At 74.3% G+C, this 16,716-nt stretch carries 19 protein-coding genes; 7 read left to right on the forward strand and 12 right to left on the reverse strand.

Going from position 1 to position 16,716, the window contains the following annotated elements:
- Positions 1-20 precede the first annotated feature (20 nt).
- Positions 21-998, reverse strand: a complete 978-nt coding sequence (locus BLT39_RS05890) for a 1-phosphofructokinase family hexose kinase (RefSeq protein WP_091060382.1) — start codon at positions 996-998, stop codon at positions 21-23.
- A complete protein-coding gene (locus tag BLT39_RS05895) occupies positions 995-1,762 on the reverse strand; it encodes a DeoR/GlpR family DNA-binding transcription regulator (RefSeq protein ID WP_091060385.1) in 768 nt (255 codons plus the stop codon). The genes BLT39_RS05890 and BLT39_RS05895 overlap by 4 nt, the downstream gene beginning before the upstream one ends.
- Before the next feature lie 247 nt (positions 1,763-2,009).
- On the opposite strand from BLT39_RS05895, the gene BLT39_RS05900 reads away from it, so the two are divergent.
- Complete coding sequence (locus tag BLT39_RS05900; protein WP_091060388.1) at positions 2,010-3,719, forward strand: phosphoenolpyruvate--protein phosphotransferase; 1,710 nt, start codon at positions 2,010-2,012, stop codon at positions 3,717-3,719.
- 212 nt (positions 3,720-3,931) lie between these two features.
- Positions 3,932-4,087, forward strand: a complete 156-nt coding sequence (locus tag BLT39_RS22275) for a hypothetical protein (protein ID WP_165640165.1) — start codon at positions 3,932-3,934, stop codon at positions 4,085-4,087.
- 54 nt (positions 4,088-4,141) lie between these two features.
- Here BLT39_RS22275 and BLT39_RS05910 read toward each other — a convergent pair whose 3' ends face one another.
- Complete coding sequence (locus BLT39_RS05910) at positions 4,142-4,963, reverse strand: tyrosine-protein phosphatase (protein ID WP_091060394.1); 822 nt, start codon at positions 4,961-4,963, stop codon at positions 4,142-4,144.
- A gap of 37 nt (positions 4,964-5,000) precedes the next feature.
- Between BLT39_RS05910 and BLT39_RS05915 the strand changes: the two genes are divergently transcribed.
- From BLT39_RS05915 to BLT39_RS05935, 5 genes are all read left to right on the forward strand, one after another.
- The gene (locus BLT39_RS05915) at positions 5,001-6,335 is read left to right on the forward strand and encodes an MFS transporter (protein ID WP_242658190.1); all 1,335 of its coding nucleotides are present in this window, start codon (positions 5,001-5,003) and stop codon (positions 6,333-6,335) included.
- A gap of 119 nt (positions 6,336-6,454) precedes the next feature.
- On the forward strand, positions 6,455-7,408 hold the full coding sequence (locus BLT39_RS05920; RefSeq protein ID WP_091060397.1) for an ABC transporter ATP-binding protein: 954 nt from the start codon (positions 6,455-6,457) through the stop codon (positions 7,406-7,408).
- On the forward strand, positions 7,405-8,220 hold the full coding sequence (locus BLT39_RS05925) for an ABC transporter permease (RefSeq protein ID WP_091060400.1): 816 nt from the start codon (positions 7,405-7,407) through the stop codon (positions 8,218-8,220). Before BLT39_RS05920 ends, BLT39_RS05925 begins: the two co-directional genes overlap by 4 nt.
- Before the next feature lie 32 nt (positions 8,221-8,252).
- The gene (locus BLT39_RS05930) at positions 8,253-9,443 is read left to right on the forward strand and encodes a sensor histidine kinase (RefSeq protein ID WP_091060402.1); all 1,191 of its coding nucleotides are present in this window, start codon (positions 8,253-8,255) and stop codon (positions 9,441-9,443) included.
- Positions 9,440-10,045, forward strand: coding sequence for a response regulator transcription factor (locus tag BLT39_RS05935; RefSeq protein WP_091060405.1), 606 nt, complete (start codon positions 9,440-9,442; stop codon positions 10,043-10,045). Before BLT39_RS05930 ends, BLT39_RS05935 begins: the two co-directional genes overlap by 4 nt.
- On the opposite strand, the gene BLT39_RS22280 is transcribed toward BLT39_RS05935, so the two are convergent.
- The 9 genes from BLT39_RS22280 to BLT39_RS05970 form a co-directional block, all read right to left on the reverse strand.
- Positions 10,042-10,206: a hypothetical protein gene (locus BLT39_RS22280; RefSeq protein WP_165640166.1), complete on the reverse strand. Its 165-nt coding sequence runs from the start codon at positions 10,204-10,206 to the stop codon at positions 10,042-10,044. The genes BLT39_RS05935 and BLT39_RS22280 overlap by 4 nt on opposite strands.
- A 37-nt stretch (positions 10,207-10,243) precedes the next feature.
- Positions 10,244-12,088, reverse strand: coding sequence for an acyl-CoA dehydrogenase (locus BLT39_RS05940; RefSeq protein WP_091060409.1), 1,845 nt, complete (start codon positions 12,086-12,088; stop codon positions 10,244-10,246).
- 102 nt (positions 12,089-12,190) lie between these two features.
- A complete protein-coding gene (locus tag BLT39_RS05945; protein ID WP_242658191.1) occupies positions 12,191-12,490 on the reverse strand; it encodes a lipopolysaccharide assembly protein LapA domain-containing protein in 300 nt (99 codons plus the stop codon).
- A 37-nt stretch (positions 12,491-12,527) separates the two neighbouring features.
- Positions 12,528-12,962, reverse strand: a complete 435-nt coding sequence (locus tag BLT39_RS05950) for a hypothetical protein (RefSeq protein WP_091060415.1) — start codon at positions 12,960-12,962, stop codon at positions 12,528-12,530.
- Between the two features lie 44 nt (positions 12,963-13,006).
- Complete coding sequence (locus BLT39_RS05955) at positions 13,007-13,660, reverse strand: TetR/AcrR family transcriptional regulator (protein ID WP_242658192.1); 654 nt, start codon at positions 13,658-13,660, stop codon at positions 13,007-13,009.
- A gap of 161 nt (positions 13,661-13,821) precedes the next feature.
- Positions 13,822-13,947, reverse strand: a complete 126-nt coding sequence (locus BLT39_RS23265; protein ID WP_278246944.1) for a hypothetical protein — start codon at positions 13,945-13,947, stop codon at positions 13,822-13,824.
- Positions 13,948-14,013: 66 nt separating this feature from the next.
- Positions 14,014-14,901, reverse strand: coding sequence for a metal ABC transporter permease (locus tag BLT39_RS05960; protein WP_091060422.1), 888 nt, complete (start codon positions 14,899-14,901; stop codon positions 14,014-14,016).
- A 12-nt stretch (positions 14,902-14,913) separates the two neighbouring features.
- The gene (locus BLT39_RS05965) at positions 14,914-15,699 is read right to left on the reverse strand and encodes a metal ABC transporter ATP-binding protein (RefSeq protein WP_091060426.1); all 786 of its coding nucleotides are present in this window, start codon (positions 15,697-15,699) and stop codon (positions 14,914-14,916) included.
- Entirely contained in the window at positions 15,696-16,691 is a 996-nt protein-coding gene (locus BLT39_RS05970; RefSeq protein ID WP_207507657.1) for a metal ABC transporter solute-binding protein, Zn/Mn family, read from the reverse strand. The genes BLT39_RS05965 and BLT39_RS05970 overlap by 4 nt, the downstream gene beginning before the upstream one ends.
- Between the last annotated feature and the right edge of the window lie 25 nt (positions 16,692-16,716).

The raw sequence follows: 16,716 nt of genomic DNA on the forward strand, positions 1-16,716 counted from the left end.
GCTGCGGCGGGGAAGTGGGCTCAGTGGGACAGGGACGGTGCAGAACCGGCGAAGCCGGGGGTGACCCGGACGGCGGGACCGTCCACCTGGGCCGGGGTGGGCACGGCGGAGCCGGGCAACGATGCCGAGGCCGCGCCGTAGGCGACAGCGGAGCGCAGCCGGTCGGCGGCGGACCCCCCGTCGAGGTCGGCCAGCAGGTAGCCGGCCAGGCTGCAGTCGCCGGCGCCCACCGTGCTGCGCACGGTGATGGCCGGCGGGCGGGCGGAGAACAGCTCGCCGTCCGCGGTCGAGAGCAGGGCCCCGTCGGCCCCGAGGGTGAGGAGCACCTCGCGCACGCCGCGCTCGTGCAGGACGGCGACGGCGGCCAGCGCGGCCTCGGGGTCGGCGACGACCTCGGCCTCGGTGGTGCCGGCCAGCTGCGCCAGCTCCTCGGTGTTGGGCTTGAGCAGGTCGGGGGCGGCGTCGGGCCCGGCGGCCAGCAGCGCCAGCAGCGGCGCCTCGGAGGTGTCCACGGCGATGCGCGCGCCGGTCGGCCGCACCGCGCGGACCAGGTCGGCGTACCAGTCCAGCGGGGTGCCCGGGGGCAGCGAGCCGCACAGCGCCACCCAGCGGGCGCCGGCGGCGTGCTCGGCCACGGCCGCGGCCAGCGCCGAGCGGGTGGCCTCGTCGAGGGGGGCACCGGGCTCGTTGAGCTTGGTGGTGGTGCCGTCGGGCTCGGTGAGGGTGTAGTTGGTGCGCACCGGCTGGCCGATCGGCGCGGTGGCCAGCCGCAGGCCCAGCTGCTGCAGGGCGCGCACGATCGGGTCGTCGTCGGCCGCGGGCAGCACGGACACGACGTCGGCACCGGCGGCGGCGACCGCGCGGGAGACGTTGACGCCCTTGCCGCCGGGCTCGGTGCTGCTGGGGGCCAGCCGGGCGACGCTGCCGCGCTCCAGCGGGCCGGGCAGCGACAGCGTGCGGTCCAGGCTGGGGTTGGCCGTCAGGGTCACGATGCTCATGCGGTGAGGACCTCGATCCCGTGCGATTCGATCTCGGAGACGACGTCCGGGTCGGCCTCGTCGTCGGTGACCAGCACGTCGACGTCGTCGACGGCGGCGAAGCGGACCAGGTGCTCGCGGCCGAGCTTGCTGCTGTCGGCGAGCACGACCACCCGCTGGGCGGCCTTGACCATGGCGCGCTTGGAGGCGGCCTCGGTCTCGTCGGGGGTGGTGAAGCCGTGCGAGCCGGTGACCCCGTTCGCGCCGAGGAAGACCACGTCGGCCTTGAGGTCGGCCAGCGCGGCGACGGTGGACTCGCCCACCGCGGTCTGGGTGATGCCGCGCACCCGCCCGCCCAGCACGTGCAGGCTGATGCCGGGGGCGGCGGACAGCCGGTGGGAGATGGGCACGGAGTTGGTGACCGCGAGCAGCCGGCGGCCGGCCGGGAGCACCTCGGCGAGCGCGGCGGTGGTGCTGCCGCCATCGAGGATCAGGCTGCCGTCGGCCTCGGGGACGTAGGCCAGCGCCGCGGTGGCGATGCGGCGCTTCTGCTCGGTGCGGGTGCTGCGCCGCTCCCCGAGGCCGGGCTCGAGGACGGTGAGCGTGCCGGCGGGCACCGCGCCGCCGTGCACCCGGCGCAGCATCCCCGAGCGCTCGAGGAGGGCGAGGTCGCGCCGCACGGTCTCGGTGGTGACCCCGAACCGCTCGGCGACCGCGGTCACCGCGACCCGGCCGCGCTGGGCGACCAGGCCGGCGATGGCCTGCTGGCGTTCCTCGGCGTACATCTCCACCCCCACCCAGTGTTGCGCAGGTCACCAATAGGTGCCCGGTTCTGTTGTTTCTGGTCTGTGTTGGTGTTGTTCTACGTTGGTTACGTTGACAAGTCAAGACCACTCGGTGACTGTGGTCACCACGCCCCTGCGACGCCGGTCACCCCGGTGTCGACGACCGGGACGCGGGTGGTCACCATTCACCCCACACCCGTCCGCGCCACCGTCGTCGCGTCGCCTCCAGAGCCAGGAAGAGGTCCCGATGTCGACCACCCACCCCGACGTCACCAGCACCGGCGCCGACGGCCCCGTGGTGCTCACCGGCACGCCCGTCGTGCCCGGGGTGGCGCTCGGCCCGGTGATCCGCCCGCACGGTGCGGTCCAGCTGCCCTCCGAGGACGCCGAGCCGGTCGCCGAGGCCGACCGCGCGGCGGAGAAGGAGCGGTTCACCGCCGCGGCCGAGGTGGTCGCCGGTCGGCTGACCGAGCGGGCCGCCGCCGCCAGCGGGGTCAGCGCCGCGGTGCTGCAGACGACAGCGGGGCTGGCCCGCGACCGCGGGCTGCTGTCGACCGTCGAGCAGCGGATCGACGCCGGCGCCTCGGCCCCGGTGGCCACGGTGGGGGCCGCGCAGCAGTTCGCGGAGCTGTTCGCCAGCCTGGGTGGGCTGATGGCCGAGCGGGTCACCGACGTCAACGACGTCCGCGACCGCATCGTCGCCGAGCTGACCGGCCAGAGCGAGCCCGGCGTGACCAACCCCGACACCCCGTCGGTGCTGCTGGCCGACGACCTGGCCCCGGCCGACACCGCCGGCCTGGACCCCGCGCGGGTCATCGCGCTGGCCACCCGGCTGGGCGGGTCCACCAGCCACACCGCGATCATCGCCCGCCAGCTGGGCCTGCCCTGCGTGGTCGCCGTCGGCGGGCTGGCCGACGTCCCCGAGGGCGCGCTGGTCCTGGTGGACGGCGAGGAGGGCACGGTCACCGTCGACCCCGACCCGACCGAGGCGGAGACCCGGGTCGACGCGGCCAAGCAGGCCGCCGCGGCGCTGGCGGGCTACACCGGCCCGGCCCGCACCGCCGACGGGCACGCGGTGCAGGTGCTGGCCAACGTGCAGGACGGCGCCGGGGCGCGGGCCGCCGCGATCGCGCACGCCGAGGGCGTCGGCCTGCTGCGCACCGAGCTCGCCTTCCTCGGCCACAGCGAGGAGCCCTCCGTCGAGGAGCAGGCCCAGGGCTACGCCGGGGTGTTCGAGGCCTTCCCCGGCGGCAAGGTCGTCGTCCGCACGCTGGACGCCGGGTCGGACAAGCCGCTGGCCTTCGCCACCCCGGCCGACGAAGCCAACCCCGCCCTCGGCGTCCGCGGGCTGCGCACCACGCGGCTCAACCCGGGCATCCTGACCCGGCAGCTCGACGCGGTGAAGCAGGCCGCCGAGGCCACCGGCGCCACGCCGTGGGTCATGGCGCCGATGGTCTCCACCGTCGCCGAGGCCGCCGACTTCGCCGCCGCCGTCCGCGAGCGGGGCATGGTCCCCGGTGTCATGGTCGAGGTGCCCTCGGTGGCCCTGCTGGCCGACCGGTTCCTGCAGCACCTGGACTTCCTGTCCATCGGCACCAACGACCTGTCGCAGTACACGCTGGCCGCCGACCGGCTCTCCGGCGACCTCGCCGACCTCACCGACCCGTGGCAGCCGGCGCTGCTGCGCATGGTGCAGCTGACCGCGGAGGCCGGCCAGCGGGTGGGCAAGCCGGTCGGGGTCTGCGGCGAGGCGGCGGCCGACCCGCTGCTGGCCTGCGTGCTCGTCGGGCTCGGCATCACCTCGCTGTCCTGCGCGGCGTCGTCGGTGCCCGGGGTCGGGGCCAAGCTCGGCACCGTCACCCTCGACACCTGCCGGCGGGCCGCCGAGGCCGCGTTGGCCGCCGACGACCCGCAGTCGGCGCGCGCCGCCGTCCGCGAGGTGCTCGACGCCGCCTGAACCACCCCGCTCGCCCCACGGGCCCCCGGTGACCACCTGGTCGCCGGGGGCCCGTGTGGTTTCCGGCACATTTCGTGAGGCTGATCCGGCTTTCGGGTGAACATCCGTAGACCTTCAGCCGACACAACCTACGAATCGTGGGAACAATCGAGTCCGCACCTGCTTTACTACAGGTGCACACCACGACCGAGCAACGGAAGAAGGACAGCACCATGAGCAGCGTGACCAGCACCTGGCGTCAGCGTCGGGAGGCGTCGCGGACCCGTCGGGCTCTGGACAAGGCGCTCGCCCGCTCCAGCAGCCCCGCGATGCGCGACGACCTGCTGACCCTGGCCAACAGCAGCCAGTTCTCCAGCGTCCTGCGCTGACGCAGCACGCCACGCACGAGCCCGACTCCCTCGCGGAGCCGGGCTCGTCCCGTCTCAGGGGCGGGTGAGCTTCTCCCGCAGCGCCGCCTGCGCGTCGGCACCGAACCCGTGGTCGGCCAGCCAGCCCTGCGGTCCGCCGTGCCGCTCGTCGAGCAGGTCGAGCACCCGCTCCATCGTCTCCGCCCGCGGCGTGTGGCTGGCGACGTCGCGCCGGGTCATGTCCTCGGCGTAGGTCGGGCGGGCCGCGAGCTTGCCGACCACGTCCTCGATCCGCTCCGCGGTGAGCGCGTAGTCGGCCACCACCGCCTCCCGCCGGACGCCGGCCACCGACAGCGCCAGCGCGCTGACCACACCGGTGCGGTCCTTGCCGGCCGCGCAGTGCACGACCGCCGCACCCGGGGCCGCGGTGATCGCCCGCAGGGCGCCGACGACGTTGTCCGCGCCGTCGGAGAGGTAGCCGAGGTAGGCCTTCACCGACGGCGTCTCGTCCTCGTCGCCGGGTGCCGCGGTGCGCGGCAGCAGCGTCTCGACCCAGTCGGCCGGGGGCTCGACGTCCGCGGCGTCGGCGTCGTCGGCGAACACGTCGGTGTACTCGCCGACCTCGGGGATGAGCGTGAAGTGCCGGTGGGTGACCTCGGGGACCTCGCGCAGCGGGCCGCGCCCCTCCATCCGGACCTCCGCGCTGGTGCGCAGGTCCACCACGTCGGTCAGGCCCAGCGCGCCCAGCCGGGCGACGTCGGAGGCGTCGAGCTCCTGCAGGTCGTCGCTGCGCAGCACCCGCCCGGGCACCGTCGTCCCCCCGCCGGACAGCGGCAGGCCGCCCAGGTCGCGGGTGTTGGTGGTGCCGGTCAGGTCCAGCCAGCGGGTGTCGGGCACCCGGCGAACCTAACCGGTGCGGTCCTAGGGTGGCCCGGTGGTGACGCAGAGCACGCAGGACCTGCAGGCCCGCATCGTCCGCAAGGTCGCGGTGCGGCTGATCCCCTTCCTGGGGCTGGCGTACTTCCTCAACTACGTGGACCGCACCAACATCGGCTTCGCCAAGCTCACGATGAGCGAGGACCTCGGCCTGACCGAGACGATGTTCGGCCTGGCCAGCGGTCTGTTCTTCATCGGCTACCTGCTCTTCGAGGTGCCCAGCAACATCGCGCTGCACCGCTTCGGTGCCCGCCGGTGGATCGCCCGCATCCTGGTGACGTGGGGCCTGGTCGCGGCGGCCATGGCCTTCGTGCCGAACGCGACGACGCTCTACGTGCTGCGCATCCTGCTGGGCATCGCCGAGGCCGGGTTCTTCCCCGGGATCATGCTGTACCTGACGTTCTGGTTCCCGCGGTCGGTGCGGGTCCGGCTGACCGGGATGTTCATGATCGCGCTGCCGGCCTCCAGCGCCCTGGGCGCGCCGATCGCCGGGGCGATCCTGCAGTACGGGGACGGCCTGCTCGGCCTGGCCGGCTGGCGGGTCATGTTCCTGGTGCTCGGTCTGCCCGCCGTCGTGCTGGGCATCGCTGCCTGGTTCTACCTGACCGACCGGCCCGGGGACGCCGACTGGCTGGCCCCCGACGAGCGGCGCTGGCTGGACGACACGATGGCCGCCGAGCAGCAGGCCACCGGGGCGACCGGGAAGCACCGGGTCCGCGACTCGTTGCGCGACCCGCGGGTGTGGGCGCTGGGCCTGGTCTACTTCGGCGTCACCTACGGCCTCTACGCGCTGAGCTTCTTCCTGCCGACCATCGTCGCCGGGTTCGCCGAGAGCTTCGACACCAGCTTCTCGATCCTGGAGAACGGGCTGATCGTGGCGGTGCCCTTCGCCGTCGGTGCGGTGGCGATGGTGTTCTGGTCCCGGCACTCCGACCGCACCGGCGAGCGGGTCTGGCACGTCGCGCTGCCGGCGCTGCTCGGCGCGGTGAGCATCCCGGTCGCGCTGTACATGGAGTCCCCGCTGGCCACGATGGCGGTCATCACGGTGACGGCGGTCGGCGTCTTCTGCGCGCTGCCGGTGTTCTGGTACCTGCCCTCGACCTTCCTGGCCGGCGCCGGGGCGGCCGCGGGCATCGCGCTGGTCAACACCCTGGGCAACAGCTCCGGGTTCGGGGCGCCCTACGTGACCGGGTTCCTCCTCGACGCCACCGGCAGCTCGCGCGCCGGGCTGTGGGTGGTCGGCGCAATCATGCTCGTCGCCGCGCTCACCGTGCTGGCGCTGCGCGGCCGGCTGCGCGCGGCCGACGCCGACCGGGCCACGGCGCACCCCTGAGGAACCTCACGGGTCACCCGTGCAGGGGGCCCGTGAGGTCGTGAGGGATGGCACCTGCCCGCGGGCGGGACGGCGGGCAACGTCAGGGGTGACCGAGAACCAGCCCCTGGAGGACGACGATGCACCCCGCCACCGCGGCACCGCCCCGCACGACCACCGCCGCCGTCGAGGTCCACGGCCTGCGCCGCAGCTACGGCGACTTCGAGGCCGTGCGCGGCATCTCCTTCGAGGTCCGCCGCGGCGAGGTGCTGGCCCTGCTCGGCGTCAACGGCGCCGGCAAGACCTCCGCCCTCGAGGTGCTCGAGGGCCTGGCCCCGGCCGGCGGCGGCACCGTGCGGGTGCTCGGCATGGACCCGGTCCGCGACCGCACCCGGGTGCGCCGCGAGCTCGGCGTGCTGCTGCAGACCAGCGGCCTGCCCGGCGACCTCACCGTCGCCGAGACCGTGCGGGCCTGGGCCGGCACGCTCACCGACCCCCGCCCGGTCGAGGAGGCGCTGGCGCAGGTCTCGCTCACCGGCCGGGCCGACGTCCGGGTGCGGGCCCTGTCCGGCGGGGAGCGCCGCCGGCTGGACCTCGCCATGGCCCTGCTCGGCCGGCCGAGCGTGGTCGTGCTGGACGAGCCCACCACCGGCCTGGACCCCGAGTCCCGCCGCCAGGTGTGGGAGCTGGTGCAGGGCCTGGTCGCCGACGGCGCCGCCGTGCTGCTCACCACCCACCACCTGGAGGAGGCCGAGGAGCTGGCCGACCGGGTCGCCGTCATGCGGGCGGGGCAGGTCGTGCTCTCGGGCACCCAGGCCGAGATCGCCGAGACCCAGCCGGCCACGATCCGGTTCGCCCTCGACGCCGGCGACCCGCGTCCGCCGGTGCCCGCCGACGTCCAGGTCGTCGAGGACGGCCGCCGCGTCGAGTGGCGCACCCGCGCGCTGCAGCCGGTGCTGGCCCAGCTGCTGGCCTGGGCCGCCGAGCACGGCGTCGTGCTGCGCACCCTCGCCGCCCGGGCCGGCTCGCTCGAGCAGGCATTCCTCGCCGTCGCCGACGGCACCCACCCGAGCCTGACGGAGGAGAACCGATGACCACCGCCACCGCCGCCCCCACCCGCCCGACCGGCCCGTCCCGCCTGTCCCGGGTCTGGTCGCTGGCCTCGGCCGAGACCCGGCTGCTCGTGCGCAACCGGACCGCCCTGGTCAACTCCGTCCTCGTCCCGGTGCTGTTCGTGCTGGCCGTGCCCGCCCTCGGCCTGGACGGCGGCGACCTGCCCTTCGGCGGGCGGCTGCTGGTCATCGCCGTCGGCATCAGCCTGGTGATGCTGACCTACTACAACCTGGTCACCACCTACGTCGCCCGCCGCGAGGAGCTGGTGCTGCAGCGGATGCGCACCGGCGAGCTGACCGGCACCGAGGTGCAGGTGGCCACCGCCGCCCCGACCGTGCTGGTCACCCTGGGCCAGATCGCGCTGATCGCCGTCGGCGTCGTCGCGATCGGGGAGTGGTCGGCGCCGGTGGACGTCGTCCTGCCGCTGGTCGCCCTCGCCGGCGGCGTCGTGCTGATGGTGCTGCTCGCCGCGGCCACCACCGGGTTCACCCGCACCGCGGAGTCCGCGCAGATCACCGGCCTGCCGTTCATCATCGTGTCCACCGGTCTGTCCGGGCTGTTCTACCCGCTGTCGGTGCTGCCCGAGACCCTCGGCGAGGTCGCCCGGTTCCTGCCGCTGACCCCGGTCGTCGAGCTGCTGCAGCTGGGCCTGGCCGGCCAGACCTGGCAGGGCGACGCGGTCGACGGCTCGGTGTGGGCCGCCGCCGGGGTGCCGCTGGCGGTGCTGGCCGGCTGGCTGGTGCTGGGCGCCCTCGCCGCCCGCCGCGGGTTCGCCTGGGCGCCCCGACGGTGACGGTTCGCCCGATCCGGGCCCGGCACGGCAGCATGGCTGCCGTGCCGGGCCTGTCGCGGTGGTGGGGCAGCCGCTCCGACACCGACCGCATCGAGATCTACACCCGCTGGTCCTTCCACACCACGCTGGCCGGGCTGCCGTTCCTGCTGCTGCTGGCCACGGTGTCGGTGCACCGCCCGAGGGGCGTGGTCTGGGACGTGGCGCTGGCCGTCGCCGCGCTGGTCACCACCGGTGCCTGCATCGCCGTCGCCGAGGCCGGCTTCCGGCGCGGCACGGTGCCCCGGGCGCCCCTGGCCACCGCGCTGGTCGCGGGGGCGGCCACGGTCGGGGTGGGCCTGCAGGTGGTGGCCGAGCGGGACGCCGTGGGGGTGCCGTCGCCGTCCGGCCCCTGGTACGTCGGCCTGGTCGGCGCCGCGGTCCTGGTCGCCCTGTCGGTCACCACGCCCTACCGCCCGCTGGTCGCGGGCTCTGCGGTCACGGGCGCGCTCGCCGGCGGGGTCGCCGCGCTGCGCGGGACGCCGATGCTGGGTGCGGCGATCATCGGGCTGTCCATCGTGGTCGCGCTGGCCTTCTTCGTCGGGGCGTTCCGGTTCAGCGTGTGGCTGCTCGACGTCGTGCGGGAGCAGGAACGGGCCCGCGGCGTGCAGGCCCAGCTCGCCGTCGCCGAGGAGCGGCTGCGCTTCGCCCGCGACCTGCACGACGTCATGGGCCGCAACCTGTCGGCGATCGCGGTGAAGTCCCAGCTCGCCGAGCAGCTGGTCCGCCGTGGCCGGCCCGGGGCCGCCGACGAGGTCGCCGCGATCGGCGCGCTGGCCGGGTCGTCGCTGGCCGAGGTGCGCGAGGTGGTGCGCGGCTACCGGGCCGTGGACCTGCGCTCGGAGCTGGCCGGCGCCCGGTCGGTGCTGCGCGCGGCCGGCATCGACTGCACGGTCACCGGCGAGGACGCGCAGCTGTCGGAGCAGGCGCAGGTGGTGCTCGGCTGGGTGGTCCGCGAGGCGGTCACCAACGTGCTGCGGCACGGCTCGGGCGGGGCGTGCACGATCGCGGTGGACACGGGGGACCGGGAGGTGTCGTTGACGGTGACCAACACCGTGGCCGGGGACGTCGGCGCGTGGGGCTCGGGGCTGACCGGGCTGTCCGAGCGGCTCGCCGCCGCCGGGGGCCGGCTGTCGGCCGGACGGCGGGACGGCGACTTCGTGCTGGTGGGGGAGGTGCCGGCGTGATCCGGCTGCTGCTCGCCGACGACGAGAACCTGATCCGGACGGCGCTGGCCACCCTGCTGGGGCTGCAGGACGACCTCGAGGTGGTCGCCCAGGCCGCGTCGGGCTCGGAGGCACTGGCCATGGCCCGGGCGCACCGGCCCGACGTCGCGGTGCTGGACCTGCAGATGCCCGACCGCGACGGCATCTCCGTCGCCGGGGACCTGGCCGAGGCGCTGCCCGGCTGCGGGGTGGTGATCGTGACCGGCCACGGCCGCGCCGGGCACCTCAAGCGCGCGCTGTCGGCCGGCGTGCGCGGGTTCCTGCCCAAGACGGTGCACGCCACGGTGCTGGCCGACGTCGTCCGCACCGTGCACGGCGGGGGGCGCTACGTGGACCCGGAGCTGGCCGCCGAGGCGATCAGCGCCGGCGACTCACCGCTCACCCCGCGCGAGGCCGACGTCCTGGAGCTGGCCGCCGGGGGCGCGCCGGTCGAGGAGATCGCCGCCCGGGCGCACCTGTCGGTGGGCACCGTGCGCAACCACCTGTCCTCGGCGGCGGGCAAGCTCGGCGCCCCGAACCGGCACGCCGCCGTCGACGCCGCCCGCCGCCACGGCTGGATCTAGGAGTTCTCGGGGTCGGCGACGTCGCCCTCGCGCTGGGCGTCGTCGTCGGTGGTCAGGGTGGTGTCCTCGGCGCCGGCGTCCGGGCGGTCGTCACCCGGTCGGCCGTCGACCAGGTTGTCGTCGGAGGGGGAGTCGGCCGGGTCGGTGATCGGGTCGGTCATGCACCCCACCCTTCCCCGGCCCGGCCGCGCTCACCCCTCAGAAGGCGGCTTCGTCGACGTCCATGAGGGAGTTGTCGGTGGCCTCGACGATCGCCCGCTCGGCGGTCAGCCTCGGCAGCACCTGGGTGCAGAAGAAGCGGGTGGCGGCGAGCTTGCCCTCGTAGAAGTGCCGGTCGCGCTCGCCGACCTCGCCGGCGAGGGCCGCCAGGGCCACCTCCGACTGCCGGACCAGCAGCCACGCGGTGACCAGGTCGCCGACGGCCAGCAGGAACCGGGAGGTGTTCTGCCCGACCAGGTAGGCGTTGCGCATGTCCTGCGCGGCCTGGCCGAGGTGGCCGAACATCGTGGTGAGCATGCCCTGGACGTCGTCCAGCGCGGTGGCCAGCAGGGCCCGCTCCTCCTTGAGCCGCCCGTTGCCGGCCTGCGCGTCCAGGGTCTGCTGGATCTGCGCGGCCAGCCAGCCGATGGCCACCCCGCCGTCCTTGACGATCTTGCGGAAGAAGAAGTCCTGGCCCTGGATCGCGGTGGTGCCCTCGTAGAGGGTGTCGATCTTGGCGTCGCGGACGTACTGCTCGATCGGGTAGTCCTGCAGGAAGCCCGAGCCGCCCAGGGTCTGCAGCGACTCCGCGGCCAGCAGCTGCGAGGCCCGCTCGGAGCCGTAGCCCTTCACGACCGGCAGCAGCAGGTCGTTGACCTTGGCGGCCAGCTGCGCCTGCTCGGAGTCCGCGGTGCCGGCGGCCTCGGCCTCCATCACCTCGTCGCGAAAGGTCGCGGTGTAGAGGTACAGCGCGCGCATGCCCTCCACGTGCGCCTTCTGCAGCATCAGCGAGCGGCGGACGTCGGGGTGGTGGGTGATCGTCACCCGCGGCGCGTCCTTGGACGTCGCGGTCATGTCCGCGCCCTGCACCCGCGACTTCGCGTAGTCCAGCGCCACCCGGTAGCCGGCCGACAGCGTGCCGATGGCCTTGGTGCCCACGAACATCCGGGCGTGCTCGATGATCCGGAACATCTGCGCGATGCCCTGGTGCACCTCGCCGACCAGCGTGCCGACCGCCGGCACCGGGCCGTCGCCGAAGGTCAGCTCGCAGGTGGTGGAGACCTTGAGCCCCATCTTCTTCTCCACGCCGGTGACGTAGGCGCCGTTGCGCTCGCCGAGCTCGCCGGTGGCCAGGTCGACGTGGAACTTGGGGACGACGAACAGCGACAGGCCCTTGGTGCCCGCGCCGTGGCCCTCGGGCCGGGCCAGCACCAGGTGCACGATGTTGTCGGCCATGTCGTGCTCGGCGGAGGTGATGAACCGCTTCACGCCGTGGATGTGCCAGGTGCCGTCGGGCTGCTGCACGGCGCGGGTGCGCCCGGCGCCGACGTCGGAGCCGGCGTCGGGCTCGGTCAGCACCATCGTGGCGCCCCAGCCCCTGTCGATCATCAGCTCGGCCAGCCGCTGCTGGTCGGGGGTGCCGAGCTCGTGCAGCACGGTGGCGAAGCTGGGGCCCGAGCCGTACATGAACACGGCCGGGTTGGCGCCGAGGATCATCTCGTAGGCGGCCCAGCGCATGCTCGGGGGAGCGCCGAAGCCGCCGAGCTCCTCGGGCAGGTCGAGCCGGAACCACTCGCCGTCGTTGATCGCCCTGATCGACTTCTTGAACGACTCGGGCATGGTGACCGTGTGGGTGGCCGGGTCGAACACCGGCGGGTTGCGGTCGGCGTCGACGAAGCTCTCGGCCAGCGGACCCTCGGCCAGTCGGCGGACCTCCTCGAGCACGCCGCGGGCGGTCTCGGCGTCCACCTGGGCGAACGGGCCGGTGCCGAAGCGGTCCTTGGTGGACTGGAACTCGAAGAGGTTGAACTCCAGGTCCCGCAGGTCGGCGGTGTAGTGGCCCATCGGTGCTCCTGCTGTCGTCCCGGGCGGGCCGGGTTACCCGCCAGTAACGACGACCCTATTACTGGCGGGTAACAAGCGACAAGGACGACTCGCCCGGTGGGGTCAGCGCTCCCGGCGGCGGGCCCGGATCGACAGCAGCGCCACGATCAGCGCGCCCAGGACGGCGGCGGCCAGCAGGGCCACGACCAGCGGCAGGTCCACCACGCCGAACACCAGCGAGACCCGCACGGTCTGGGTGTTGAACAGCACGAACAGCACCAGGATCACCGTCACGACGACGAGCAGGACGCTGGACAGGGTCCGGCCGAGGCTGCCGCCGCGCTGGGGGGTGCGCCCGGGGGTGGCGGTGGGCCCGGCGGTCGGGCGAGGAGTCGGGTCGCCGGCGGGGGAGGAGGTGGTCACGCCGCAGACGGTAGGGCGCAACCGGTCTGCCCGCCCGTCAGGACGGCGGCTGCTCGTCCAGCGCCGGGCCGGCCTTCTGCCGGGGCGCGCCCGGGGTGCGCTCGCGCTGCTTCATCCGTGCCTCGAGCACGTGCCGGTCACCGCCGGAGAGCTCCTCGCGGGCGCGGGCGTCGAAGGCGCGGAAGGTGGACCAGTACCCGGCGTCGTAGTCCTCGACGACCTGGAAGGTCCACCGGTCGGCGACGACGTTGCGCCCGACCAGGTCACGCTCCAGGTCCTCGGCCAGCGCGGTCGCCCCGGCCGAGCGCAACCCGTCGACGGCCTCGCCGAGCAGGACGTCCGCCTTGCCGGAGAGCTGGTGGAACGCGTAGAGGAAGCCGCGGGCCTGCTCCACGGTCTCCAGGGCCTCGGACAGCGTGCCGAGGGCCTCCACGGTGGTGTCGTCGAGGTCGGGGCGGGATCGGTCGGTCACGCCGCTGGGGCTGCCCCGCGGTGGCGGATCCGAACCGTCCGGATTCAGCCGGCGGCGACGGCGGCGTCGACCAGCCGCTCGGCGAGCTTGCGGCCGTGGCTGGCCGGGCCGTCGGGGCCGAGCAGGCCGCCGGAGAGCTGCATGCCGTCGATGATCAGGTGCAGCTGGGCGGCCAGGTCGTCGCCGGAGCCGGGCACGAGCTCCTCGGCCAGGTGCACCAGCCGCATGTGCAGCTCGTACTTGTAGTCGGCGGCGGCCGAGCGGGCCGGGTGCTGCGGGTCGTCGTACTCGCTGCTGACGTTGGTGAACGGGCAGCCGCGGAAGCCGGTGCGGGTGACGTCCTTCTCCACCACGTCGACGATGGTCAGCAGGGCGCCGCGCGGGTCGTCGGCGAACCGGCCGAGCTCGGCGTCGATGAAGCCCAGCAGGGTGGCGGCCTTGCGGGAGAGGTAGGCGCCGACCAGGTCGTCCTTGCTCTTGAAGAGCCGGTAGACGGTCATCTTGCCCAGACCGGTCTCGCGCACCAGCTCGTCCATGCCGACGCTGCGCGAGCTGCGGCCGGAGAACAGGCGCTCGGCGGTGTCCAGCACGATGGCCTGCCGCTCGGCGCGGCTGCGACGGACGGGGATCGGGGCGCCCAGCGGGTCGACGGCCGCGAGGGCCTCGGCGTCGGTGGGGTAGGAGATGGCGGCGGTCACGTCAGCGATGGTGCACGCCGTCGTGACGGAGCGGTTCACGGCACGCCGGTGTGTCGGGGTCGCAACTCAGCGTGAAACGTACTGGTGAGCCGCCCGTGAGCGGGGTGGCGACTGGGACCGCTGTGACTGCGCGGTCACGGTTGGGCCAGATCTGCCGAGGGTCAGGCGCGACGTACCCGGCGGGGGTTGGCCAGCAGCCGGACCACCGGCGGGGGTGGCGTCTGCTCGGTCTCGGGGTGCTGGTCCTGCTCGGTGCTGCCGCTGCGCTGCGGCTCGTGGTCCGTCATCCGAGGACTATGCACCCGGTCACGTCCCGGTGACCAGTCGTGCGGCTGCGAACTGCCTGGGACGGGTCAGCGGGCCCGCTCGGGCACCGCGTGCACGACGTCGTGGCCGCCCACCGCGGGGGCCGCCGGCCGGGCCGACCGGCGCTCGCGGGTGGCGACGAGCACCGTGCCCCAGATCAGCACCGCGACGGCGACGACGAAGAAGCTCGGCGGCAGGTCGATCATCGCCGACAGCACCAGGCCGACCCAGACCGACGCCAGCGCGAAGGCCACCGACAGCCCGGCGACGGCCCCGGGCCGGGCGGTCAGGCGCAGCGCCGCGGCGGCGGGGGTGACGACCAGGGCGAACAGCAGCAGGGTGCCCACGACCTGCACGGCCATCGTGATGGTCAGCGCCAGCAGGACGACGAAGGCGACCCCCAGCGCGCGCACGGGGACGCCGCGGGCCTCGGCGACGGCGGGGTCGACCGAGGCGAACACCAGCGGCCGGGCGATGACGGCGAGCGCGGCGACCACCAGCAGGGTGAACCCGCCGAAGGTCCACAGCTGGTCGCGGCTGATGGCCAGCAGGTTGCCGAACAGCACGTTGGTCGTGGTGGAGGCGTTGGCGGTGGCCAGCGAGGCGAACAGCACGCCCAGGCCGGTCGCGAAGGCGAGGATCGTGCCGGTGGCGATCTCGCGCTCGGCCACCCGCTTGCCGAACAGGCCGATGAGCAGCCCGCCCCCGACGCAGAACACCGCCAGGCCCAGGGTGACCGGGGCGCCGACGAGGATCGCACCGGTGGCGCCGGGGAAGCCGATGTGGGCCAGTGCGTGGGCGGCGAAGGCGTTCTGCCGGGTGATGACGAAGTAGCCCATCAGCCCCGCGGTCAGCGCGACCAGGCTGCCGCCGACCAGGGCGTGCTGCATGAACGTCGTCTGCAGGATCTGGAACCAGTTCTCCTGGAACCGCATGGAGGGGCTCCTTCAGCCGCTGCGGGTGAACAGGTCGCCCTGTGCGGTGCGGACGACGCGCACGCGGGTGCCGTAGAGGTGGGTGAGCAGGTCCTCGGTGACGACCTCGCCGATGACGTCGTGGTGCGGGTGCCCGTCGAGCAGGTAGACCGCGTCGGTGAGCACCGGCAGCAGCGGGTTGAGGTCGTGCGCGACGACCATGATCGTCACCGCCCGCTCGCGGCGGAGCTCGCCGAGCAGGGTGACGATCTCCTGGGAGTTGCGCAGGTCGAGGTTGGCCAGCGGTTCGTCCAGCAGCAGCAGGTCGGCGTCGTCGACGATGGCCTGCGCGATGGCGACCCGCTGCTGCTGGCCACCGGAGAGCTCGCTCATCCGCCGGTCGGCGTAGCCGGCCGCACCGACCCGGCGCAGCGCGTCGTCCACCCGGGCCCGCTCGTCGGGGGTGCTGCGGTGCAGGCCGAACCGGGTGCCGGTCAGCCCGAGGGCGACCAGGTCGCGGGCGCGCACGGCCTGGCCGAGGGCGGCGGTGTAGTTCTGCGGCACGTAGCCGATCCGCCGGTTGCCGCGCCGCGGCGGGGCGCCGAGCACCTCGACCCGGCCGGTGGCGGCCGGCAGCAGGCCCAGGGCCAGCTGGAACAGGGTGGTCTTGCCCGCGCCGTTGGGGCCGATGACGCCGACCACGGCGCCGGCGGGGACGGCGAGATCGCCCTCGTCCCAGACCACCCGGCCGCCGCGGACGACGGAGACCCCGTCCAGCACCAGGGCCGGCGGGGTCTCCGAGTCGGGTGCTGCCGTCACTGCCCCCCACCGAGTGCGTCCGCGAGCTGCTGCAGCTGGCCCAGCTGCCACGCCACGAAGGAATCATCCCCGTCGGGCACCGATTCCGTGACGTCGACCACCGGCACCCCGGCGGACTCGGCCGCGGCGCGCAGCTGCTCGGGCACGCTGCCCTCGGTTTGGGTGTTGTAGACCAGCACGTCGATGCTGCCGTCGGCCAGTGCGGACTCGAACGCGGCCACGTCGGAGGGCGAGGGGTCGCTCTCGTTGCTGGCGGCGTCCCGGTAGCCCTCGGGCGTGGCGTCGGTGAGGCCGACGGCGGTCGCGGTGTAGTCGAAGACGGTCTCGGTGGCCGCGTAGGACCTGCCGGAGGCCAGGCCCTGCAGCGTGGTCAGCTCCTGGTCGTAGGGCTGCAGCGCGGTCGTGAACGCGTCGGCCTGCTGGGTGAAGTAGTCGGCGGCGTCCGGCGAGAGCTGCGAGAGCTCGGCGGTGATCGCCTGCGCGGTCTGCTGGACGTACTCGGGGGAGTACCAGAGGTGCGGGTTCACCGAGCCGTGGCCCTCGTCGGAGTGCGCCTCCTCGTCGGAGTGGCCCTCCTCCTCGTCGGAGTGGCCGTCCTCGACGCCCACGACCTCCGCGGCGTCCACCACGGCCGGGGCCGGGTCCAGGTTCGCCACGGCGTCGGAGGCCCAGTGGTCGTAGTCGGCGCCGTTGACGACGACCAGGTCGGCGTCCTCGAACGCGGCGATGTCGCCGGTGGTCGGCTCGTAGTCGTGCGGGTCGAGCGCGGTGGAGTTGATGACCGTGGTGACGTTCGCGCAGTCCCCGGCCAGCTGCTGCACGATGTCGCCCCACTGGTTGACCGAGACGACGACGTCGAGCACGTCGCCCGGGCAGTTGGCCGAGTCGGCCTCGGTCGTGAGGGTCTGGTTCTGGTCGCCGCCGCCCCCGCAGGCGGCCAGGCCCAGGGCGGAGACGGCCAGCGCGGCCAGGACGATCGGACGGCGGGGCACAGCACGCTCCTGCTTGTTGACAATG

The organism is Klenkia brasiliensis, from assembly GCF_900100695.1.
GTDB classification, from domain to species: domain Bacteria; phylum Actinomycetota; class Actinomycetes; order Mycobacteriales; family Geodermatophilaceae; genus Klenkia; species Klenkia brasiliensis.